The sequence below is a fragment of the Rhizobium sp. BK181 genome, from assembly GCF_014193305.1.
GTDB lineage: Bacteria > Pseudomonadota > Alphaproteobacteria > Rhizobiales > Rhizobiaceae > Rhizobium.
Map to the genome: position 1 here is coordinate 99,311 of NZ_JACHZA010000005.1, position 19,836 is coordinate 119,146.

Genomic DNA, 19,836 nt, shown 5'->3' on the forward strand with positions numbered 1-19,836 from the left:
GCCTCCGGATTCATTTCAGCCGGAGACTAGAGCAACATTGCGCCGAATTGAAGTATGCGGGAACGAAAACCGTGTCTTTACAACAGCGATTTACCGTGCGGGAACCGGACGCTTGGCTACTTCAAGTAGTGCCTTCTGGATATATTCGTTGCCCGCGACAACCGAACCGGTTTCGAGAATGGACGAACCGCCATCCCAATCCGAGACATAGCCACCGGCTTCGCGGATAAGGAGGATGCCCGCCGCAATATCCCAGGCCGACAGCCCCGTTTCCCAGTAACCGTCGAAGCGACCCGCCGCCACGTAGGCAAGATCCAGCGACGCGGCGCCCATGCGGCGAATGCCGGCAACTTCACCCATCACGTGGCGAAGCTCAACGAGGAACTTGCCGTGATTGCCGCGACCGAGATGCGGGACACCGCAGGCAATGACGGAGTCCGAAAGCACGCGCCGAGCGCCGACGCGCAGCCGGCGATCGTTCAGGAAGGCGCCGCCGCCGCGCTCGGCGGTATAGAGTTCGTCCGTTGCCGGATTGAAGACGACGCCGGCGACGATCTCATTGTTGCGCTCGAGCGCGATTGAGACTGCAAACATTGGAATGCCGTGCAGGAAGTTGGTCGTGCCGTCGAGCGGATCGACGATCCAGCGATGCGCGCCGTCCGTGCCCTTGATCTCCTCGCTCTCCTCGCCGAGAAAGCCGTAGGTGGGGCGCGCCTTCAGAAGCTCGTCCTTGACGATCTTCTCCGCCTTGCGGTCGGCATTGGAGACGAAGTCACCCGGGCCCTTCACCGAAACCTGCAGGTTCTGTACTTCCCCGAAATCACGCCCCAGCGATTTGCCTGCCTTGATGGCAGCCTGAACCATGACATTGAGGAGAGCTGAACGAGCCATGTGAGCACTTTTCCTTGAGCGATAATACGGTACGCGCTGTCAGGGCGGGGTGGGTCCCTGATCGCCAGATAGGGCAGCGCTTATAAGATTGGCGGCCTCAAGACCACAAAATAGGGAAAATTTCAAGAGGAGACCGCCGCGCCGCCCATCACTCGCACAAATGACCGCAATAATATTCTGGACAGAACGATCTAGAATCGCTATTTGTACGCCATGGCAAGACACAAGGAATTCGAAAAGGACAAGGCTCTCGACGCCGCGATCGGCGTCTTCGCTCAGCATGGCTATGAGGGAAGCTCCACCGACGCGCTGCTGTCAGCGATGAAGATCAGCCGCCAGAGCATGTACGATACGTTCGGCGACAAGCGCAGCCTCTATCTGCAGGCTCTGAAACGCTACAATACCGCCAGCATTCAGCAGATCATCGCCGACATGCAGGACAGCGACCAGCCGCTTGACGCGCTGGAGGGCGCCCTCTTTGCCTTTGCATCGAGACCAACATCGGAGGCGTCGAAAGGCTGCCTTGGTGTCAGCGCGATTTGCGAGTTCGGCCGGACCGATACCGAGGTGTCGCTTCTGACCGACAGCGCCTCCACCGTGCTGGGCAAGGCAATCCATGCGCTCCTCCTGGACAGCCAGACGAAAGGACAGCTGTCCGCCGAAATTGACCCAGAGGCCGCCACCCAGTTCCTTGGTGCTACTCTCTCCGGTATGAAGGTCAGCGCCCGCAACGGTGCCAGCACCGAAACGCTGCGCGCCATCGCCGGTCTCGCTATCCGCAGCTTACGATAACAGATCAATCGAAGAAGGATGACTTCCCATGTTCGATTCTAGACTAAACAGTCCAATAAGGAGAAAAACAAGATGACCAAACCACTTGAAGGAAAAGTCGCAATCGTGACAGGCGGCTCGCGCGGCATCGGCGCGGCGATCGTGCGGAGACTGGCTGCGGATGGCGCCTCGGTCGCCTTCACCTTTGCCAACTCGAAAGACAAGGCCGAGGCGATCGTCAGTGAAATCGAGGCGAAGGGCGGCAGGGCATTTGCAATTCACGCCGACAGCGCGGACGCGGCGGCGGTGCAAAGGGCCATCGACACGGCCGTCGACCATTTCGGCACGCTCGACATTCTCGTGAACAATGCAGGAATTCTGTTGCTGAATAGCCTAGAAGATTTCCCGCTTGAGGACTTCGATCGTATGTTTGCAGTCAACGTCAGAGCGGTCTTTGCCGGCACGCAGGCGGCGGCAAAATACATGCAAACCGGCGGCCGCGTCATAAACATCGGTAGCGTGGTTGCCGAGCGCAGCGGCTTTCCGACATCCGCCGTTTACAGCATGACCAAAGGCGCTGTCGCCGCCATGACACGTGGCCTCGCACGCGATCTCGGTCCGCGAGGCATCACCGTCAACGCCATCCAGCCCGGCCCCACAGAAACCGACATGAATCCTGACCCGCATTCAAACGACATGTTGAAGGGCTTGATGGCACTCGGCCGCCTCGGGGAGGATCGAGAAATCGCAAGCTTCGTGGCTTACCTTGCAAGCCCGGAAGCTTCCTTCATCACCGGCGCCGGCCTGACAATCGACGGTGGCTATCTGGCCTGAGCAATGCCGGCGGCCCGGGCCGCGGGACGTTCAAAACTCGGCTGAGTGATCAGGACCTCACGGGCGATCTGGTCGAAGACCTCTTCGCAGACGCCCTTTTCTAAATTACTGGAACCGGCGGAACTTGTTGGCGGCATCGATGGCCGCCTTCTGCTGGTCTTCCTCGATGCCGAGGTAGAAATCTTCGAGGGCCGGGTCAGGCAGGCCGGCGCGACGCGATAGCACATACCATTTCGCGGCCTCGACCGGGTCCGGCTTGGTACCGAGGGCGTTGATGTAGAGGTGCGCCAGCTTGTTTTGAGCCACCACGTTGCCGCGATTGGCCGCAAGCCGCAACCATTGGAAACCCTTGACGAAATCGCGCGGCCCATTCTGACCGTTGACCAACCAGATGCCAAGATCGACCTGGGCGGTGTCGTAGCCCGCATGCGCAGCGCGCGCCATCCATTCGCGCGCCAGCTGCTTCTTTTCGTCCGGCAGGTCGGGCAGCGAGGCGTAAATCTCGGCCACCGCATACTGCGCGTCGGCGATGCCCTGTTCGGCAGCCCTCTCGTAGTACGGCAGCGCGAGCTTCAGTCCCTTGTCACCCGGATTGTCGGCCGTCAGGATCTGGCCCCAATTGAACTGTGCAGACGAATTTCCGGCGTCGGCCGCCTTGTGCATATATTCGTCGGCCTTGGCCTTGTCGCGTTTGACGAACCGCCCCTCGATCAGCATCAGCGAATACTTGAACATCGCCGCAGGGTCGCCGCCTTCCGCACCCTTGCTGTACCAGAAAGCCGCGTTCTTCATGTCGCGCTTGACACCCAGACCGTCCGCCAGGAGTTCACCCATCAGCGTTTGCGCGGCCGGATCGCCAAGCTGGGCGCGCGGCAGAGCTCTTTCCATCGCCGTCAGATAATAGCCACGCTGATAGGCTCCGTAGGCCTCGTCAACCTGTCCCTTATAGTCCTTTTCCGGCGGCAGATCGGGCAGCTTGGCGCCCATGCGGTCAAAGACCCCGACGCCGGTCGATGGACCAGTGCCGTCTGCCTGGGGCCGTCCTGTTTTCAGTGTCTCCGGGGCGGTCGAGAGCGGCCGCGTCACGACGTTGTCGACCGTCTGAGCGAAAACGCCATGCGTCAGCCCCGCCAGGATGACGACGGCAAAGGCAGCGGAAACGCGCAGGGAGCGGGACAGGATCGGCATGTGCGCGATATCAATCCTCAAACCGTGGCGCTTTTTCGTCCAAGAGCGCATTGACCTCGGCGACGATGATTGGTGCACGTCCGGCGTCGCCGAAAACCGCAAGCCGCAACGCCACGAACTCAGCCCCAGTCTCCGCCACCGCGAGCGCGGAAGCCGGATCCGTTCCACCCATCACGATGCAGGGGATCTCGATCATCGAAGCCCACCACTCACCGAGTGCGAGGTTCTTGGGATGCGCCTCCGGCTTGATGTCGCCGTCGAGCTTGCCGAAGAAGATATAATCCGGGCGTTTCTCGCCAATTTCCAGTGCATGATGGCGGTCGGCGGCATTGCCGCCGCCGACGATCAGCTTATCGGCATACTTGTCGATCGCCTCAGAAATTTCGCTGGCCGGACCGGTCAGATGCAGGCCATCCGCCTTGGTGCGCCCGACAACGCGGCTGTCGCCCGCAAGTAGCGCTGCAGCGCCCGCGTGCTGGATGATTGGAACCAGCTTTTCGGCATGCTTCTGAAACTCGCCATCGTTGAGAGCGTATTGCGGCACGATCACCGAGGCGACGTCACCGCCCTTCAAGGCATCGCCGACGACCTTTGCCTGCTCATCAGCATCGGCAAGGTCGGGAGCAATCAGAACTAGGCGGCAGCGGTTTTCCGGTTCGGTCATGAACTCTTTCCATTTACAGCGGAACAGGCCGTTTTGCGGCCGATCTGCACTCGTCCTGTGTGAGTAATTCCGTTAGACGGGGCTGGCAAGGGGAGGATTTTCAAAAGCATGCCGATGGACCTGTCATTTTATTACGCCGCCGTTCCCGCTGTCATTCTGGTTGGACTTGCAAAGGGCGGCATGGGCGATGCGCTGTCACTGATCGGACTACCCTTTCTCGCCCTCGTTGTCTCACCCGTTCAGGCGGCTGCAATCCTGCTTCCGATCCTCATTTTCATGGACATGATCTCACTCGTGATCTGGCGCAAGCACGGCGACTGGACAACGCTGAAGATCATGCTGCCGGGAGCGCTGTTCGGGATTGCTCTCGGCTGGGCAACCTCCGCCCTCGTGCCGGGCAATGTGCTTCGCGTCGTCATTGGCGTCGTCACTATCCTCTTTTGCCTGCGCTATTTCTGGAACAACTTTGGCCCCGCCGCCGGAAAGCACACACCACCCCACGGCCAGCGACCGCTGCTGGCGACGATCTGGGGAAGCCTCTCCGGCTATGGTAGTTTCGTCGCCCATGCCGGCGGCGCGCCGTTCCAGATCTATGCGCTGCCGCTGCAGATGCAACCCCGCGAATATACCGGCACGAGCGTCCGCTTCTTCGCGATCCTCAATGCCGTAAAGCTCATTCCGTACTTCGCGCTTGGCCAGCTCGACACGCAGAACCTCGCCACATCCGCCACGCTTCTGCCGTTTGCCCCGCTTGCGACGATTGCCGGCGCCTGGTGCGTGCGTCGTATGAAGCCGGCGATCTTCTATCCTTTCATGTATGCGATGGCTCTCGTTGCGGCGGTTTTGATCGCTAAGGAAGGCGCCGGTTTCTAACAATTTTGGGTTTCGTTGCGCCGCACAATTTCCTTGCCCGATTGCGCCGTTTGACGTAGCTTTCCGGCATGTCGAACACGGATCCCTTCACTGCGATAGCCGATCCCCACCGGCGCTTCCTGCTGGAAGAACTTCGACGTGCGCCGAAGACCGTGAACGAGCTTGCCGAGGGGCTTCCCATCAGCCGCCCTGCCGTCTCCCAGCACCTCAAGGCGCTGCTGGATTGCAATCTGGTTTCGGTCACCGCAGAGGGCACGCGACGCATCTACGCGGTCAACAATCGTGGTTTCGACAAGCTCAATCTCTGGCTCGATCAGTTCTGGGCCTGACAGCTCCCTCAAACGAAAAACGCCGGCTCGCGACTTTCCGTCGGAACCGGCGTATATTTGCCTGTCGAGCACGAACTCATCTAAACTTCTGATGAAATTGGACTTTTGCCTTCTCCGTTTAGGACCGCACTCGGTAATTCATGCATCGTTCTCAATGGAAAGATGATTTCAGGCGCTCAATCTCGTCCTTGATCCGCAATTTTCTGCGTTTGCACTCAGCAACTTCATTATCGTTTCGGGAGGGGGATATCATAAGCGTATGCAACTCCTCCTCGAGAGCAACATGCTTTTTCTGGAGTGACTCAAGATGAGCTTGAACAGTCATTTGACCCTTCCTTCCTCTTACCTCTCCCCGGCCAACACCGCCGGAGATCCAAGGCGTCAACCTTTTGACTGTGACATATTTTTGAAGGCTTGTCGAAGGTGAAAACAAGGAGAACACGTGGCAAAATCATGACGAACAGCCGCTAGCCGTTACCTCCATTTGGTGATAGGAGCTTGCGGAAATCATCGGCAAAACGGACGATGTCCGAAGACGGTTATGGGGAATGCATATGGCCGATCAGGAACAGGCAGAAATCAGGCTCATAGTGGCGCGACTGCGCCAGGAGCACGAAGATTACGATGCCGCGATCAATGCCATGATTGCCACCGGATGTGATGCATTGCGCGTCCAGCGTATGAAAAAGAAGAAACTGGTGATCAAAGACAAGCTGACGAAGCTCGAAGACCAGATCATCCCTGATATCATCGCCTGAGGGGAACGCCGTGACGATGACAGACAGACCGCCCGTTGCCATCATCATGGGAAGCCAATCCGATTGGGAGACCATGAAGAATGCTGCGGACACGCTTGAGGCGCTCGAAATTCCCTATGATGCGCGCATCATATCGGCCCATCGCACGCCGGATCGCCTGGTAAACTTCGCCAAGACCGCACGCGATGAGGGCTTCAAGGTGATTATCGCCGGCGCGGGCGGCGCAGCTCATCTGCCGGGCATGGCCGCAGCCATGACGCCGCTTCCCGTTTTCGGCGTCCCCGTTCAATCGAAGGCGCTGTCCGGTCAGGATAGTCTCCTCTCCATCGTCCAGATGCCGGGCGGAATTCCGGTCGGTACACTTGCCATCGGCAAGCCCGGAGCGATCAATGCAGCGCTTCTGGCTGCTGCAGTCTTGGCATTGTCGGACGAGGATATTGCCGAGCGGCTTGATGACTGGCGCGAGCGCCAGAGCGCGGCCGTTGCCGAATATCCGATGGACGACCTATGACTGTAAGAACAATCGGCATCATCGGTGGCGGTCAGCTTGGCCGAATGCTTGCCATGGCCGCAGCGCGACTGAACTTCCGCACCGTCGTCCTGGAACCGCAGCCCGACTGTCCGGCAGCGCAGGTCGCCAACGAACAGATTACCGCCGCCTACGATGATCCTGCCGCGCTCACCGAGCTTGCGACGGCGTGCGACGTCGTCACATACGAGTTCGAGAACGTCCCGGTTGCCGCGGCGGAAGCGCTTGCGAGCACGGTCCCGGTTTATCCACCGCCGAAGGCGCTCGAGGCTGCCCAGGATCGCCTGGTCGAAAAGCGCTTCATCAACGAATGTGGCATTCCGACGGCCGGCTTTCACGCCGTCGACAGTCAGGCCGACCTCGAGGCGGCGCTCAGCGGTTTCGGCGGCCGCGGCGTCCTCAAGACCCGTCGGCTTGGCTACGACGGCAAGGGGCAAAAGGTATTCCGCTCTGTGGCTGACACGCCGGATGGCGCCTTTGCCGCCCTCGGCGGCGTGCCACTCATTCTCGAGAGCTTCGTTTCTTTCGAGCGCGAGATCTCGATCATTGCAGCGCGTGCAACCGACGGCACTATCGTTTGCTACGATCCCGCCGAAAACGTTCACCGCGACGGCATCCTGCACACCTCAACGGTGCCGGCTTCCGTCCCGGCGACTGCGGCAGCCGACGCCCGCGAGGCGGCCGGAAAGATCCTGACGGCCCTCGGCTACGTCGGTGTTATCGGCATCGAATTCTTCGTGCTCGCGGACGGCAGCCTGATCGCCAATGAAATGGCCCCTCGCGTTCACAACTCCGGTCATTGGACGGAAGCCGCCTGCGTCATCTCGCAGTTCGAGCAGCATATCCGGGCGGTTGCCGGCCTGCCGCTAGGCAATGCCGACCGCCACTCGGACTGCGTGATGCAGAACCTGATCGGCGACGATATTCTGGCGCTCCCGGACTGGCTGCGGCGGGCGGATACGCTTGTTCATCTCTACGGCAAGACGGAATCGCGTCCTGGCCGCAAGATGGGGCACGTCACGACGTTGACCGCGAAATTGCCGGTTTTCCCCTGACAAAAGCCGCTTCGGCCATGGGAAAAACACGGTCACGTGGTTGACACGGGGAAGTCGTCGGGTTATCTGCACGCCCAACCTGAAGAGCGCGCCCTGAGCGCGCTTTTGAATGTAATAGATACGGGCGAATGTGAATTCCCCCTCAAACATCGCGGATCAAAACAATGAAGATCAAGAATTCGCTCAAGTCGCTCAAGGCTCGTCACCGTGACAACCGCCTGGTTCGCCGCAAGGGCCGCATCTACATCATCAACAAGCTGAACCCGCGCTACAAGGCTCGCCAGGGCTGATTTAGCGCGCCTGGACGGTTCGTGGCATTTGCCCGCGACTGCCCGGGGATTGCCTCGGCAATCAAATCAAATTGCTTTGATCTTCAGCGATGGCGGGCTACTATGCCCGCCATGCGCTTTTTTGCTATGACGTGCGCGGCGCTGCCGCTATCCCTTGTTCTGCTCGCTCCCGTTGTTCCTGCCGCCGCCGCGGAAAAGGAAGTTATTGTCGAGCAACCGGACGCAAACCTTACACCCAGGCAGCATCTGGATCAGCTCTATGCACAGCTGAAGCGGGAACGCGATCCGGACAAGGCGAGCGGCATCGCCAATGAAATCCGTACCGAATGGAACGACTCCGGCAGTGCGACCGTCAACCTCCTGATGCAATGGGCCGACAAGGCGATCGAGGAGAAGCGTACTGCCGCCGCCCTCGATTTCCTCGACCAGGCGATCGCCCTCAAGCCAGATTACGCCGAAAGCTGGAATCGCCGCGCGACCCTCAACTATGCCAATGACAGCTATCGCAAGTCGATGTCTGACATCGAGCATGTGCTCGACCTCGAGCCACGCCACTTCGGCGCGCTTTCCGGCATGGCCGCCATTCTCACCGAAACCGGCAACGACCAGTTGGCCCTGAAAGCCTGGGAACGTTTCCTGGAGATCTATCCAGCCAATCGAAGCGCCCAGGAGCAGATGAATACGCTCTCTGAAAAGCTGGCCGGCAGCCGCACCTGATCTTGACGCCAGCGCCAGCAGCCCAATCTTACGCGTCGGTTACGTGATCTCAGCAGATATTGCCATGCTTGCCGAAGCTTCCGTTTTCATTGCCTCTGTTGCCGCCGCTCTTGGCTACTCCGCCTACAAGGAACGGCGGTTCGAGGCCGATTGTCCGAACATCGGCCAACTGACGGATATCGGCGGATATCGGCTGAATGCCTTTCACGTCCCTCGCCCCAAAACTGCCGATCTGCCGCCGCTCGTGTTCATCCACGGTGCGGCCGGAAATCTGCTTGACCAAGTCGGTGCCTTCCTGCAGCCGTTGGAGGGCCGCGCGGAAATGCTGTTCGTCGACCGCCCGGGTCATGGATATTCGGAGCGCGGCGGTTCAGAGAATGCCCTGCCCTCGGGGCAGGCGGACGCGATCGCGAAACTGATGAAAAAACGAGGCATCAAGCGGGCCATTATCGTCGGTCATTCCTTCGGCGGCGCCATTGCCGCCGCTTTCGGCGTCCGCCACCCCGAGATGACCGAGGGCCTGCTCTTCCTCGCTCCAGCGACGCATCCCTGGCCTGGCGGACTGGACTGGTACTATAATGTCGCGGTGATGCCCGTGCTTGGCTGGCTCTTCAACCACACAATCGTCGTGCCGCTCGGCCTGCGGCGCCTCGAACAAGCGACATTGAATGTCTTCCGGCCCAATCCACGCCCGGATGATTACATCGCAAAGACGGGACCGACCCTGGTGCTACGCCCAACTGCCTTCTACAACAACGCCGTCGATTGCATGCGCCTCCTGCCTTATCTCAAGGCCCATTCTCCGCAGTACGCCAATATCACCGCGCCAACCGTCATCGTCACCGGTGACAGCGACGGCATCGTTTGGGAACACCTTCATTCGCAGGGCCTGGCCCGTGATATCGCCGGCTCCGAGCTGGTTAGAATCCGCGGCCTCGGCCATAAGCCGGACTACGTGGTCACCGATGTCGCCGTTGCCGCCATGGAGAAGATCGGCGGCGCTGCTCGCGACCTGCAGGCCCTCGCGCGCCAGGCAGAACGTCGCCTGATCGTTGAAGAACCTGCACAACCGGCGGACACCGTTGCGCCTTTCGGCCACCCGGCGGGGCTGACGCCGCCGGTAACAACGGGAAACTGATAAACAGCACGTTCTAATGTACCAACCTCGGCGGTTGCCCACATTGCCGAGCGCTGGCTGCGTCCCATATCCATTGCACTATCATGCTTTGAGGGAAGTCATGGATCACCCCTATTTTCGGATATCTGCCGTCGTCGCGGCGCTCTCATTTGTTCTCGCGCCATCGGCGTTCGCCGCTTCACCGGCGCCGGTCGAGGCCGAGCACGGTATGGTCGTAACCGCCCAGCACCTGGCGACCGATGTCGGCGTCGATGTGCTGAAGAATGGCGGCAATGCCGTCGACGCCGCGGTCGCCGTCGGCTACGCGCTCGCCGTCGTCTATCCGACGGCCGGCAATCTCGGTGGCGGCGGCTTCATGACAATCCGGCTGAAGGACGGCAAGACGACATTCCTCGATTTCCGCGAGCGCGCGCCATTGGCAGCCACCAAGACCATGTATCTTGACGGCAAGGGCGATATCGTTCCCCGTGCCAGCCTTGACGGCTATCTGGCCGTCGGCGTGCCAGGATCCGTAAAGGGCTTCGAGATGGCCCGCGAGAAGTACGGCACCAAGTCGCGGCAGGATCTGTTGGCGCCCGCCATCCGCTACGCCAAGGAAGGCTTCACGCTGGAACAGGGCGACGTCGCCAGCATTGGCGGTAGCGCGAAGCGGCTCGCCAAGGACGAGGCCGCGGCAAAGATCTTTCTGAAAGCGGAGGGCAAACCGTACGCCGTCGGCGAGAAGCTTGTGCAACCCGACCTTGCCGCCGTTCTATCCAGCATCGCTGACACAGGACCCGACGCTTTCTACAAGGGCATGCCGGCAGAGGCGATCGTCAAGGCGAGCCAGGCGAAGGGAGGCATACTCGCCAAGGAGGATTTCGAGCAGTACGCGGTACGTGAGCTGAAGCCGATCGAATGCAATTACCGCGGCTACGACATTATCTCCTCGCCGCCCCCCTCCTCGGGCGGCGTCATCATCTGCGAAATCCTCAACGTTCTGGAAGACTATCCTCTTTCCTTCCTCGGCTACGGCTCAGCCGAGACGGTGCACCTGATGGTCGAGGCGATGCGCTATGCCTATGCCGATCGCAACGCCGCTCTTGGCGACCCCGATTTCGTCGACAACCCCGTCTCGACAATGCTCGACAAGGGTTACGCCAAGGCGATCCGCGCGAAGATCGATCCTTACAAGTCGGGCACCTCGGCCAACCTGAAGCCCCTAGGCGTCAAGGAAAGCGTCGAGACCACGCATTATTCGATTATCGACGACGAAGGAAACGCCGTCGCCGTCACCTATACGCTGAACGGCAACTTCGGCGCTGCCGTCGTTGCCCCCGGTACCGGCGTTCTGCTCAACAATGAAATGGACGATTTTACTTCGAAGCCCGGCGTTCCCAATCTCTACGGGCTCATCCAAGGCGAGGCCAATGCGATCGCACCGAAGAAGACGCCGCTTTCCTCTATGAGCCCGACGATCGTGACCAAGGACGGCAAACCCTTCATGGTCATCGGCAGCCCCGGTGGCTCGCGCATTATCACCATCACGCTAGAGGCCATCCTCAACGTGATCGATTTCGGCATGGACATCAGTCAGGCGGTCAACGCCCCGCGCATTCACCACCAATGGCAACCGGACAAGATCTACTTCGAGCCCTACACCTTGTCGCCCGATACGATCCGGGCATTGATCGCCATGGGGCACACGCTGGACGATGGCAGCGGCCCGCCACAATGGGGACAGGCCGCTGGCATCCTGGTCGGCGGCAAGAGCCTTGCCGATATCGCGAAGGGCGGCGGAGCACGCTATTACGGCGCGATGGACAGCCGCGCCGCCGAAGGTTCCGCCAGCGGATACTGATCACCGGATACGCGCGTGGACATAGTCGCCCTTGATGCTCACCCGCGGCCGGGCGCCGGGTACGCTCGGTTGCAGGCTATCGACATAGGAAGCCTTGGCGATCACCGAGTAGTCCAGCGGCACGCCGCTTCCGAAGGTGAGGTCCGTCTGCAGCGATTGCGCGGTGATGCTGACGGTCTCGTCCTGCCGGATGCTGTCGTACCGCAGATGCGCACGCACCGCCGTCCCGAGAATGTCCATCCCGGCCGCGTGCCCGTCAAAGGCGATGTCAGCAGCCTTACTTGTTATCACGACATTGGCGAAATCGCCATCCAGTTCTGCTTTCAGCGCCTGCTGGTCGATGCGCACGGTGGCGCCAGGCGCGACGTTCGCCGAAATCTCCGGCGTGCAATCGGACAAATCCGCCCACCCTGTCTGCAGCACCTCGATTTTCAGGACCGTTCCCTCGATGCGCATCGCGCTTCGATCGCGGCAACCATTGAAAAACCAGCTGGAGTAAAAGCTTGAGAACCAGCCGTTGCGCCGCGCGCTTGCATTCGCCCTATAGGGCCCTGCACCGTCAGCGGTTAGCCTGACCTCACTTGCCTCACCGCTGATGACGACGGATCGGACGGCCGAGATGTCGAGCGTTTCTCCCGCCATGCGCGGTTCGGCAAACGCAGAGGCAAGCGTCAGAAGGAATGCGGGGATGAAAAGGATCAGTGTCATCGGTTTCTCCTTGAAGCGCCGGCCGGCGGCTGGCGATTGCATGCAAGGTGAAGACGGGGACGCGATCTTGAGACCTCGATCGTGATCCGGGTCGCCCGCGATTGCGATCAAGGTCATAGTCGTGCAGTTATTAAACGCGTCTCATCGAGCCCAACCACCATGATCTTCGTCCCGCTTCCTTTTGTCGTCGCTCTCCTTCTCGTCATCCTGCTCGTGCGGATGGTCAGGCAGAACGACTGGGCCGAACAGGCAAAGCGCCCATTCCTGCTCCTGATCGGTGCCTACACGCTGCAATCGATCATCATCGGGATCCGCTGGGGGTACGACGTGCTCGACATCCTGCCGGTCCAGCCCGTCGTCGCGGCGATGATCGCGGCGCTCGCCTGGATCAGCTTTCGCAACCTTGCCGCGGAACACCAGACATCGCTCCTCCGCTTCTGGCCGCATATCCTGCCGAGCCTCTTGATCGTCGCGCTTCTGATCTTCTGGCGCGACCCGGTCGGCCCAGCCGTGACGGCGACCTTCCTCGGCTACGGCGCCGCCCTCCTCTGGCTCGCCCGCAGCGGACCGGATGCCCTCGTCTCCTCACGGCTTGATGGCGCTCTTCTGTCTTATCGCTCGTTGGTGATCACCGGCCTGGCACTGATCGCCTCGTCAATCGCCGATATCGCGATCAGCCTTGACCTCCAACAGAGCGGCGGCATCCATTCAGGGGCAATCGTCGCGGTCGGCAATGTCATTACGCTTCTGATCCTCGGCACGGCAGCGTCGATTGCGAGCGGCAGCCAGTCGCTCGCAGCACAGCCCGCGGAAGCCGCCGCTCCACCCGCCCCGAGTGAGGAAGACGATGCCATTGCCCGTGCGTTGGAAAGCCTGATGCAGTCCCGGCAGATCTATCGTGATGCGGACCTCAATCTCGGTCGCATCGCACGCAAGCTGAACCTGCCGGCCCGTCGCGTTTCGATGGCCGTCAACCGCGTCCACGGCATGAGCGTCTCGCAATATGTGAATGATTATCGCATCCGCGCCGCCTGTGATGCGCTCAAGAATACCGATGAACCCGTCACACGGCTGATGTTCGATTGCGGCTTCATCAGCAAATCGAATTTCAATCGCGAGTTTTTGCGCGTTGCCGGCACCAACCCGACAGAGTTCCGCAGACACGGCAACCACAAGCCCGAAGCAAGCGATACACGGCCAACGCTTTTCGTGTCACGGTGACAAAGTCGTCGTTCACATCAAGCGCGTGCCACCCTATGCAAGGGCGTACCGTCATTCGAAAGAGTCTCCATGGCCAGCATTGAAATGATCGTTGCCGCCCGCGCCCGCCTGCGCGGACATGCGCGCCGCACGCCGCTGCTTTCTTCTCCCTTTATCGATGAGCTTGCCGGACGGCGGGTATTGGTGAAGGCCGAGTGCTTGCAGCACACCGGCTCCTTCAAATTCCGTGGCGGCTGGTCCGCCGTCTCCGCGCTCGATCCTGCCGTTCGCAGCCGCGGCGTCATCGCCTTTTCCTCAGGCAATCACGCGCAGGGCGTGGCGCTCGCCGCCAAGCTGCATGGCGTGCCGTCCGTCATCATCATGCCGTCGGACGCGCCAAAACTGAAGATCGCCAACACGCGTGCGCTCGGCGCCGAAGTCGTGCTCTACGATCGCGCGACACAGGATCGCGACGCCATTGGCGCTGAACTCTCTGCTGCGCGCGGACTGACGCTGATCAAGCCTTTCGACGAACCGCAGGTGATCGCCGGACAGGGTACGACAGGTCTCGAAATTGCCGAACAGGCAGACGAGGAAGGCATCAGCTCGGCCGAGGTATTGGTCCCCTGCGGCGGCGGCGGCCTTTCCTCGGGGATAGCGCTTGCGCTCGAAGCCAGTGCGCCTGCGTTCCGAGTTCGCCCCTGCGAGCCAGACGGCTTCAACGACTTCACGCGGTCGCTGGCATCAGGCAAGATCGAGCGCAACGCCACCATGACCGGCTCGATCTGCGACGCCATCATCACGCCGCAGCCAGGCAACATCACCTTTCCGATATTGCAGCGCCTCGCCGGCGCCGGCATCGTCGTGACGGACGAGGAGGCGCTCCGCGCCATGGCCCTTGCCTTTGTCCGGCTCAAGATCGTCGTCGAGCCCGGTGGGGCGGTGGCGCTTGCCGCAGCGCTCTTCCATGGCGATGAGCTGGAAGACGACAACGTCGTCGTCGTTACCTCGGGAGGCAATGTCGACGCCGATATCTTCGCCGAGGCATTGGCCCGGCACGGATAAAGGCAGGCGAAAGCCTGCCTCCAACCTCGCTTAGGCGGCCTTATAGCGTGCCGCAGGTGCCGAGCGTGACAGGTGCGGCATCAATGCCTGACGCGCACCCTCGTAGGCCGTCAGCAGCCCTCCATCTTCAAGAGCCGGGATCGTCGCGAGCTCACCTTGATCGAAACCGACAAGGGCGGCATCCACCATATCTTCCGCCGACATGACGATTTCGGTCGGCAGGTGCTCGACCGGCGTGCCGGCAATGCCCCAGAACTCGGTTGCGGTCGCGCCGGGGAGGACTGCCTGGACACGGATGTTCTTGTCGGATAGTTCGTGTTTCAGCGACTGGCTAAAGGCAAGAACGAAAGCCTTGGTCGCTCCATAGACGCCATTCAGGACTTCAGGTGCGATCGCGACGATCGATGCGATGTTGATGATCGCGCCGCCGCCGCGGGCCACAAACCCCGGCACGGCCGCGTAGGTAAGTCGCATCAAAGCCGTGACGTTGAGATCGACCATCGCCTGCATCTTGTCAACGTCCGAGGCCAGCAGCGGCGCGGTGCCACCGAAGCCGGCATTGTTGACGAGAAGCGTGATGCTGCGGTCCGTCTTCAGCACGCCCTCGATGCGTGCCAGATCGGCCTGGTTACCGAGATCGGCGGCCAGCGTCTCGACCGTCCTGCCCGTTTCGGCGGTCAATTTCGTCGCAAGCTCAGCCAGACGATCGGCGTTGCGAGCAACAAGAATGAGGTCGTAGCCTCGCTTGGCGAGCCGGTGAGCGTAGATGGCACCGATACCCGATGACGCTCCGGTGACGAGCGCGGTCCCTTTGTGCTGTTCTGTCATGGTCTTTCTCCGAGTTGAGCAACAGCGGCTGCTGTTCGCTTGAAGGAGTCATACGCTCGATTGCCAATGTCTTGAATGTCATATAAGCCTCCTTTTAGGACAAATGGAGTTTCAGCCATGCAGCGCATCGCCGTCCTTCTCTTCCCAGGCTTCCAGATGATGAGCCTTGCCGCGATCTCGGCATTCGAGTTCACCAACCTCGAACTCGACGAACAGGTCTACGACATCTCCTACCTCTCGGAGTTCGGAGGCTCGGTGCCCGGCTCGTTCGGGATGACCGTTGAGACGAAGCGCTTCGGCGATCCCGCCTTCGACACGCTATTGGTTTCGGGCGCCGTCGGAATCCAACTTCCGACCCCGCGCGAAAGCGAGTTCATCCGCAGCGCGCTTGCCGCCTCCCGTCGTGTCGCCTCGATCTGTACGGGCGCCTTTCTGCTTGCGGACGCAGGCATCCTGGATGGCCGCCGCGCCACGACGCATTGGCTGCTCGCCCGCGAACTGCAATCGCGCTACCCAAAGATCAAGATCGAGGAGGATCGCATCTTCATCATCGATGGCTCGGTCTGGAGCTCGGCGGGCATGACGGCCGGGGTCGACCTGGCGCTTGCCATGATCGAGAAAGATCATGGCGCCGATGTCGCCCGTGCGGTCGCCCGCAAGCTCGTCGTCTACCATCGCCGCGCCGGCGGCCAGTCGCAGTTCTCGGCACTATTGGAACTAGAGCCCAAATCGGACCGCATCCAGAAGGCCCTTGCCCACGCGCGTGGCAATCTGAAGAACACGCTGTCCGTCGAGGAACTGGCGGAAGCAGCCGCGCTCAGCCCGCGACAATTCAGCCGGACGTTTCGCGCGGAAACTGGGCAGTCGCCGGCCAAGGCCGTGGAGAATCTGCGCCTCGAGGCGGCTCGCCTGATGATGGAACAGGGCCGGCATCCGATCGACGTCGTTGCCGCGGAAACGGGCTTCGCCGATCGCGAAAGGATGCGCCGCGCCTTCCTGCGTGCCTTCGGCCAGCCGCCGCAGGCGATCCGCCGAAACGCCCAGCGCGAATATCAGGCATAGGCTCTCGCTGCCGGCTGGATGGCCGATGGCACCGCATCGGCTACAGCCTCGCTGACCGCTTGCAGCATGATGGACGCCAGCCGCGCCGTCGCCGGCCCGGGCTCCGCTTCGGCACGATGCAGCACGAGACCGAGCGAGGGAAGCTCAGGCAGGCTGGCGGCGGCGTCGACAAGCGGCTTCACCTTTCGCGGCAGGCCGATCGGCGTGCGGATGCTAATACCAAGCCCGGCAGCCGTCGCCGCCCACAATCCCCCAAGGCTCGGACTAACGAAGGCAAGTCGCCAGGGAATGCCTGCCGTATCGAGCGCCTTGGTCGCCGCGGTGCGCAACAGGCACGGAGCCTCGAGTGAGGCGAGCGGCACCGGCTCGCCGCTATCGAGCTTCCAGTCGACTTCCCCTTCCGTCGGTCCGATCCAGCGCATCGGCACCTCGGCGATCTTCTCGCAATGCGGTGTCAGCGTGCCATCGCTCCATGCCAGCGCCAGATCGAGCTTGCCCGATGTGACGCGCTCGATCAGCTCGACATTGCGTACCACCCGCGCCTCGATGCGGACCTTCGGGTGCGCGCGCGCAAAACGGCCGAGCACGTCGGGCAAAAGGGTTTCGCCGAAATCCTCCTGCAATCCGAGCCTGACCCAACCCTCGAGTTCGATGCGCTGCACCGCCGCGGCCGCCTCGTCGTTGAGTTCCAGCAGGCGACGCGCATAGGCCAGCATCGTCTCGCCGGCATCGGTGAGCGCAAGACCACGTCCCGCCCTGCGGAAGATCGGCGTGCCGGCCTGCTCCTCCAGCTTCTTCAACTGGGCGCTGACGGCTGAAGTCGAGCGACCGAGCCGGTCGGCTGCCCGCGCGAAATTTCCGAGCTCCATTCCGGTCGCGAAGGTCCTGAGCACATCGAGATCGAAGATCGTCCGTCGCATCGCAATAATCCCGTTTTTATGGATCATAAGTTCATTTAATTCTGCTTTTCTGCATTATCGTGACGTGCGATGTTCCTCCTGTCAAGAATTCACTCAGAGGAGGCAGTCATGCCTTTTGTTCGTATCTCTCTCCTGCGCGGCAAGTCGCCGGACTATCTTCGCGCCGTTTCTGACAGCATCCATCAGGCCATGGTCGAGACATTCAATGTCCCGCCTACCGACCGTTTCCAGGTCATTCACCAGCATGAACCGGGCGAACTGATCTTCGACCCGAACTATCTCGCCGGACCGCGTTCCGACGACTTCGTGCTTTTCGCCATCACCGCCGGCAAGCCGCGCTCGACCGAAACGCGACAGGCCTTCTTCAAGCGCGCCGCCGAACTTCTCGCGATATCGCCGGGCATCCGGCCGGAAGACATCATGATCGTCGTCACCACCACATCGCCGGATGAATGGTCTTTCGGCGATGGAAAGGCGCAGATGATCGCGTCTGGCTGGGAAGCCCGCGCCTTCGGGAGCGCCGCATGATGGGCAACCCTGAACGCATGACGGTTCGGCGTCCGGGCAACGCCGTCCGCTCGCCCGCCGATATTGCCACCGCGCCCTTCTGGGTCGAGATGCTGCTGGAAGGCACGGCAGATGGCGAAAACACCGCAATGCGAGCAAGCCTCGATCCCGGTACGATCACGCGCTGGCACACGCATCCGCGCGGGCAGCTGCTCTATGTTCTGTCGGGCAAGGGCCTGGCGCGACGCGAAGGCGGGGCGGTGGAGGAACTGCGTGCCGGAGATGCCGTCTTGTTCGCCGCCGGTGAGAAGCACTGGCATGGTGCGACGGCTGACGGCCCCTTCAGCTACATCAGTATCCAGGCAACCGAGGCCGGCCGTATCGTCGACTGGCTGGAGCCGGTGGAGGTTCTCTCATGATGGCGATGCAATACAGCTTCACCCTGCCGGCCGATTACGACATGTCGATTATCGACCGCCGCGTCCGCGACAAGGGGCCGATGCTGGACGGCTTTCCCGGTCTCGGCTTCAAGGCCTATCTCAGCGCCCGCAAGGGTGAGTTCGGATCCGGCGAAAACCTCTACGCACCCTTCTATCTCTGGCAGCAGCCGGAGCGCGCCAGCGATTTCCTCACCGGCCCCGGCTTCGAAGCACTGACGCAATCCTTCGGCTGGCCCCGGGTGAAGACCTGGATTGTCTGGCACGCGGAAACCATGCCTGCGGTGACAGAGGCCAAGTTCGCCACCGAGGAAACGATCGCCATCGAGCCCTACTCCTCGCTTGCTGAAATCAGAGATGAGGAAATCGGACGCGCGCAAAGACAAGCGCCGCAGGCTGACGTCGTCGCCTCGGTCTCGGCCTTCGAGCCGACAAGCTGGACGGCCGTGCGCTTCAGCCTGCATCGCTCGGCCCCGTTGATCGCGGGCGCCGGCCAGATCTATCGCGTCGGGCACGTATCTCTGCCCTAGGGCGTCAGGTCGTTGCCCGGCGGTACAGCGCAAGCGACCCCGCCAGCGCCAGCATCGCCCCGCCGCAGGCGCGCTCCAGCCAGATTGCGCCCGCCGTCTTCAGCAGCCGGACGGCCTGCGAACCAAAGACCGCGTAACCGAGCATGATCAGAAAATCCAGCGACGCAAAGACCACCGCCAGAACGGTGTACTGGGTCGCCTGGGGCAGCGCCGGATTGATGAACTGCGGCAGGAACGCCGAAAAGAAAAGGTAACCCTTGGGGTTGGTGACGGCGACCATGAAGCTCTTGAGGCCGATCGAAAAGGCGTTTCCGCCGGTCATCTCGTTTTCAGGCTTCAGCGCCGCGTTGAAGCCGCCCTTGGTGCGCAGCATCATGATCCCGAGAAAGGCGAGATAGGCAGCGCCTACATATTTCAGCATCGAGAACCAGAACTCCGACGCCGCGAGCAGCGCACCGAGACCGATCGCCACGGCACCGAGGAGCACGAAGTCGGACAGCACCGCGCCGATCATGCCCGGGATCGCCCGGCGAACGCCGTAGCGAGAGCCGTTGGTCATCGCCAGAAGCACTGTCGGCCCGGGCGTTGCAATCGCGACGAAGGAGACGGCTACGAATGCGAGAAGTGTAACAATGTGCATGATGCCCTCCCGAACATGGAGGCCGACCCTTGCATGTGCGCCCGCCAGCCGCAAGATACCCA

The 19,836-nt window shown here is 61.4% G+C and carries 25 protein-coding genes; 17 read left to right on the plus strand and 8 right to left on the minus strand.

Annotation, left to right across the window (positions count from 1 at the left end):
• Positions 1-90: 90 nt before the first annotated feature.
• Entirely contained in the window at positions 91-891 is an 801-nt protein-coding gene (locus tag FHT77_RS14865; RefSeq protein ID WP_183755743.1) for an inositol monophosphatase family protein, read from the minus strand.
• A gap of 213 nt (positions 892-1,104) precedes the next feature.
• Here FHT77_RS14865 and FHT77_RS14870 point away from each other — a divergent pair, with 213 nt between their 5' ends.
• Together FHT77_RS14870 and FHT77_RS14875 are read left to right on the plus strand one after the other, a co-directional pair.
• On the plus strand, positions 1,105-1,683 hold the full coding sequence (locus FHT77_RS14870) for a TetR/AcrR family transcriptional regulator (RefSeq protein WP_183755744.1): 579 nt from the start codon (positions 1,105-1,107) through the stop codon (positions 1,681-1,683).
• Positions 1,684-1,755: 72 nt separating this feature from the next.
• Positions 1,756-2,496: a 3-oxoacyl-ACP reductase family protein gene (locus tag FHT77_RS14875; RefSeq protein ID WP_183755745.1), complete on the plus strand. Its 741-nt coding sequence runs from the start codon at positions 1,756-1,758 to the stop codon at positions 2,494-2,496.
• Positions 2,497-2,601: 105 nt separating this feature from the next.
• Here FHT77_RS14875 and FHT77_RS14880 read toward each other — a convergent pair whose 3' ends face one another.
• Both FHT77_RS14880 and FHT77_RS14885 read right to left on the minus strand, forming a co-directional pair.
• A complete protein-coding gene (locus tag FHT77_RS14880) occupies positions 2,602-3,684 on the minus strand; it encodes a tetratricopeptide repeat protein (RefSeq protein ID WP_183755746.1) in 1,083 nt (360 codons plus the stop codon).
• A 10-nt stretch (positions 3,685-3,694) separates the two neighbouring features.
• Entirely contained in the window at positions 3,695-4,348 is a 654-nt protein-coding gene (locus FHT77_RS14885) for a thiamine phosphate synthase (protein ID WP_183755747.1), read from the minus strand.
• Positions 4,349-4,456: 108 nt separating this feature from the next.
• Between FHT77_RS14885 and FHT77_RS14890 the strand changes: the two genes are divergently transcribed.
• Both FHT77_RS14890 and FHT77_RS14895 read left to right on the plus strand, forming a co-directional pair.
• Complete coding sequence (locus FHT77_RS14890) at positions 4,457-5,221, plus strand: sulfite exporter TauE/SafE family protein (protein WP_183755748.1); 765 nt, start codon at positions 4,457-4,459, stop codon at positions 5,219-5,221.
• 68 nt (positions 5,222-5,289) lie between these two features.
• Positions 5,290-5,550, plus strand: coding sequence for an ArsR/SmtB family transcription factor (locus tag FHT77_RS14895; protein WP_016557152.1), 261 nt, complete (start codon positions 5,290-5,292; stop codon positions 5,548-5,550).
• A 151-nt stretch (positions 5,551-5,701) separates the two neighbouring features.
• Here FHT77_RS14895 and FHT77_RS14900 read toward each other — a convergent pair whose 3' ends face one another.
• Positions 5,702-5,875: a YdcH family protein gene (locus FHT77_RS14900; RefSeq protein ID WP_016557151.1), complete on the minus strand. Its 174-nt coding sequence runs from the start codon at positions 5,873-5,875 to the stop codon at positions 5,702-5,704.
• A gap of 229 nt (positions 5,876-6,104) precedes the next feature.
• Here FHT77_RS14900 and FHT77_RS14905 point away from each other — a divergent pair, with 229 nt between their 5' ends.
• The 7 genes from FHT77_RS14905 to ggt all read left to right on the plus strand — a co-directional run bounded on the left by FHT77_RS14905 (position 6,105) and on the right by ggt (position 11,877).
• Complete coding sequence (locus tag FHT77_RS14905; protein WP_016557150.1) at positions 6,105-6,308, plus strand: YdcH family protein; 204 nt, start codon at positions 6,105-6,107, stop codon at positions 6,306-6,308.
• Between the two features lie 16 nt (positions 6,309-6,324).
• The gene (purE, locus tag FHT77_RS14910; RefSeq protein WP_016557149.1) at positions 6,325-6,819 is read left to right on the plus strand and encodes a 5-(carboxyamino)imidazole ribonucleotide mutase; all 495 of its coding nucleotides are present in this window, start codon (positions 6,325-6,327) and stop codon (positions 6,817-6,819) included.
• A complete protein-coding gene (locus FHT77_RS14915; protein WP_183755749.1) occupies positions 6,816-7,892 on the plus strand; it encodes a 5-(carboxyamino)imidazole ribonucleotide synthase in 1,077 nt (358 codons plus the stop codon). The genes purE and FHT77_RS14915 overlap by 4 nt, the downstream gene beginning before the upstream one ends.
• 164 nt (positions 7,893-8,056) lie before the next feature.
• Positions 8,057-8,182 carry a type B 50S ribosomal protein L36 gene (gene ykgO / locus FHT77_RS14920; protein WP_003582204.1) on the plus strand — a complete coding sequence of 42 codons (126 nt, stop codon included), beginning with the start codon at positions 8,057-8,059 and terminating at the stop codon, positions 8,180-8,182.
• Between the two features lie 102 nt (positions 8,183-8,284).
• Positions 8,285-8,899: a hypothetical protein gene (locus tag FHT77_RS14925; protein ID WP_183755750.1), complete on the plus strand. Its 615-nt coding sequence runs from the start codon at positions 8,285-8,287 to the stop codon at positions 8,897-8,899.
• Between the two features lie 64 nt (positions 8,900-8,963).
• A complete protein-coding gene (locus tag FHT77_RS14930) occupies positions 8,964-10,037 on the plus strand; it encodes an alpha/beta fold hydrolase (protein WP_183755751.1) in 1,074 nt (357 codons plus the stop codon).
• Between the two features lie 100 nt (positions 10,038-10,137).
• Complete coding sequence (gene ggt / locus FHT77_RS14935; RefSeq protein WP_183755752.1) at positions 10,138-11,877, plus strand: gamma-glutamyltransferase; 1,740 nt, start codon at positions 10,138-10,140, stop codon at positions 11,875-11,877.
• On the opposite strand, the gene FHT77_RS14940 is transcribed toward ggt, so the two are convergent.
• Positions 11,878-12,585 carry a hypothetical protein gene (locus FHT77_RS14940; protein WP_183755753.1) on the minus strand — a complete coding sequence of 236 codons (708 nt, stop codon included), beginning with the start codon at positions 12,583-12,585 and terminating at the stop codon, positions 11,878-11,880.
• Positions 12,586-12,744: 159 nt separating this feature from the next.
• Here FHT77_RS14940 and FHT77_RS14945 point away from each other — a divergent pair, with 159 nt between their 5' ends.
• Both FHT77_RS14945 and FHT77_RS14950 read left to right on the plus strand, forming a co-directional pair.
• On the plus strand, positions 12,745-13,806 hold the full coding sequence (locus tag FHT77_RS14945; RefSeq protein WP_183755754.1) for a helix-turn-helix domain-containing protein: 1,062 nt from the start codon (positions 12,745-12,747) through the stop codon (positions 13,804-13,806).
• A gap of 69 nt (positions 13,807-13,875) precedes the next feature.
• Positions 13,876-14,850: a threonine/serine dehydratase gene (locus FHT77_RS14950; RefSeq protein ID WP_183755755.1), complete on the plus strand. Its 975-nt coding sequence runs from the start codon at positions 13,876-13,878 to the stop codon at positions 14,848-14,850.
• A 30-nt stretch (positions 14,851-14,880) separates the two neighbouring features.
• Here the strand turns inward: FHT77_RS14950 and FHT77_RS14955 are convergent, their stop codons facing one another.
• On the minus strand, positions 14,881-15,678 hold the full coding sequence (locus tag FHT77_RS14955; RefSeq protein ID WP_183755756.1) for an SDR family oxidoreductase: 798 nt from the start codon (positions 15,676-15,678) through the stop codon (positions 14,881-14,883).
• A gap of 117 nt (positions 15,679-15,795) precedes the next feature.
• Between FHT77_RS14955 and FHT77_RS14960 the strand changes: the two genes are divergently transcribed.
• On the plus strand, positions 15,796-16,740 hold the full coding sequence (locus FHT77_RS14960; RefSeq protein ID WP_183755757.1) for a GlxA family transcriptional regulator: 945 nt from the start codon (positions 15,796-15,798) through the stop codon (positions 16,738-16,740).
• Here FHT77_RS14960 and FHT77_RS14965 read toward each other — a convergent pair.
• Positions 16,731-17,660 carry a LysR substrate-binding domain-containing protein gene (locus tag FHT77_RS14965; RefSeq protein WP_183755758.1) on the minus strand — a complete coding sequence of 310 codons (930 nt, stop codon included), beginning with the start codon at positions 17,658-17,660 and terminating at the stop codon, positions 16,731-16,733. The two genes, FHT77_RS14960 and FHT77_RS14965, sit on opposite strands and share 10 nt — an antisense overlap.
• A gap of 108 nt (positions 17,661-17,768) precedes the next feature.
• Here FHT77_RS14965 and FHT77_RS14970 point away from each other — a divergent pair, with 108 nt between their 5' ends.
• From FHT77_RS14970 to FHT77_RS14980, 3 genes are read left to right on the plus strand one after another with little or no spacing between them, the layout of a single operon-like run.
• Complete coding sequence (locus FHT77_RS14970) at positions 17,769-18,188, plus strand: tautomerase family protein (protein ID WP_183755759.1); 420 nt, start codon at positions 17,769-17,771, stop codon at positions 18,186-18,188.
• Positions 18,185-18,586: a cupin domain-containing protein gene (locus FHT77_RS14975; RefSeq protein ID WP_183755760.1), complete on the plus strand. Its 402-nt coding sequence runs from the start codon at positions 18,185-18,187 to the stop codon at positions 18,584-18,586. Before FHT77_RS14970 ends, FHT77_RS14975 begins: the two co-directional genes overlap by 4 nt.
• A complete protein-coding gene (locus FHT77_RS14980) occupies positions 18,583-19,134 on the plus strand; it encodes a DUF4865 family protein (protein ID WP_183755761.1) in 552 nt (183 codons plus the stop codon). Before FHT77_RS14975 ends, FHT77_RS14980 begins: the two co-directional genes overlap by 4 nt.
• Positions 19,135-19,138: 4 nt before the next feature.
• Here the strand turns inward: FHT77_RS14980 and FHT77_RS14985 are convergent, their stop codons facing one another.
• Positions 19,139-19,774, minus strand: coding sequence for a LysE family translocator (locus tag FHT77_RS14985; RefSeq protein ID WP_183755762.1), 636 nt, complete (start codon positions 19,772-19,774; stop codon positions 19,139-19,141).
• Positions 19,775-19,836 lie beyond the last annotated feature (62 nt).

Coding starts and splice junctions, on each gene's coding strand:
- FHT77_RS14915 (WP_183755749.1), top strand. CDS start 6,816: ATGACTGTAAGAACAATCGGCATCATCGGTGGCGGTCAGCTTGGCCGA.
- FHT77_RS14930 (WP_183755751.1), top strand. CDS start 8,964: ATGCTTGCCGAAGCTTCCGTTTTCATTGCCTCTGTTGCCGCCGCTCTT.
- ykgO (WP_003582204.1), top strand. CDS start 8,057: ATGAAGATCAAGAATTCGCTCAAGTCGCTCAAGGCTCGTCACCGTGAC.
- FHT77_RS14865 (WP_183755743.1), bottom strand. CDS start 891: ATGGCTCGTTCAGCTCTCCTCAATGTCATGGTTCAGGCTGCCATCAAG.
- FHT77_RS14985 (WP_183755762.1), bottom strand. CDS start 19,774: ATGCACATTGTTACACTTCTCGCATTCGTAGCCGTCTCCTTCGTCGCG.
- FHT77_RS14975 (WP_183755760.1), top strand. CDS start 18,185: ATGATGGGCAACCCTGAACGCATGACGGTTCGGCGTCCGGGCAACGCC.
- FHT77_RS14895 (WP_016557152.1), top strand. CDS start 5,290: ATGTCGAACACGGATCCCTTCACTGCGATAGCCGATCCCCACCGGCGC.
- FHT77_RS14900 (WP_016557151.1), bottom strand. CDS start 5,875: ATGACTGTTCAAGCTCATCTTGAGTCACTCCAGAAAAAGCATGTTGCT.
- FHT77_RS14955 (WP_183755756.1), bottom strand. CDS start 15,678: ATGACAGAACAGCACAAAGGGACCGCGCTCGTCACCGGAGCGTCATCG.
- FHT77_RS14960 (WP_183755757.1), top strand. CDS start 15,796: ATGCAGCGCATCGCCGTCCTTCTCTTCCCAGGCTTCCAGATGATGAGC.
- FHT77_RS14970 (WP_183755759.1), top strand. CDS start 17,769: ATGCCTTTTGTTCGTATCTCTCTCCTGCGCGGCAAGTCGCCGGACTAT.
- FHT77_RS14945 (WP_183755754.1), top strand. CDS start 12,745: ATGATCTTCGTCCCGCTTCCTTTTGTCGTCGCTCTCCTTCTCGTCATC.
- FHT77_RS14965 (WP_183755758.1), bottom strand. CDS start 17,660: ATGCGACGGACGATCTTCGATCTCGATGTGCTCAGGACCTTCGCGACC.
- FHT77_RS14870 (WP_183755744.1), top strand. CDS start 1,105: ATGGCAAGACACAAGGAATTCGAAAAGGACAAGGCTCTCGACGCCGCG.
- FHT77_RS14880 (WP_183755746.1), bottom strand. CDS start 3,684: ATGCCGATCCTGTCCCGCTCCCTGCGCGTTTCCGCTGCCTTTGCCGTC.
- ggt (WP_183755752.1), top strand. CDS start 10,138: ATGGATCACCCCTATTTTCGGATATCTGCCGTCGTCGCGGCGCTCTCA.
- FHT77_RS14980 (WP_183755761.1), top strand. CDS start 18,583: ATGATGGCGATGCAATACAGCTTCACCCTGCCGGCCGATTACGACATG.
- FHT77_RS14950 (WP_183755755.1), top strand. CDS start 13,876: ATGGCCAGCATTGAAATGATCGTTGCCGCCCGCGCCCGCCTGCGCGGA.
- FHT77_RS14905 (WP_016557150.1), top strand. CDS start 6,105: ATGGCCGATCAGGAACAGGCAGAAATCAGGCTCATAGTGGCGCGACTG.
- FHT77_RS14885 (WP_183755747.1), bottom strand. CDS start 4,348: ATGACCGAACCGGAAAACCGCTGCCGCCTAGTTCTGATTGCTCCCGAC.
- purE (WP_016557149.1), top strand. CDS start 6,325: ATGACAGACAGACCGCCCGTTGCCATCATCATGGGAAGCCAATCCGAT.
- FHT77_RS14890 (WP_183755748.1), top strand. CDS start 4,457: ATGCCGATGGACCTGTCATTTTATTACGCCGCCGTTCCCGCTGTCATT.
- FHT77_RS14925 (WP_183755750.1), top strand. CDS start 8,285: ATGCCCGCCATGCGCTTTTTTGCTATGACGTGCGCGGCGCTGCCGCTA.
- FHT77_RS14940 (WP_183755753.1), bottom strand. CDS start 12,585: ATGACACTGATCCTTTTCATCCCCGCATTCCTTCTGACGCTTGCCTCT.
- FHT77_RS14875 (WP_183755745.1), top strand. CDS start 1,756: ATGACCAAACCACTTGAAGGAAAAGTCGCAATCGTGACAGGCGGCTCG.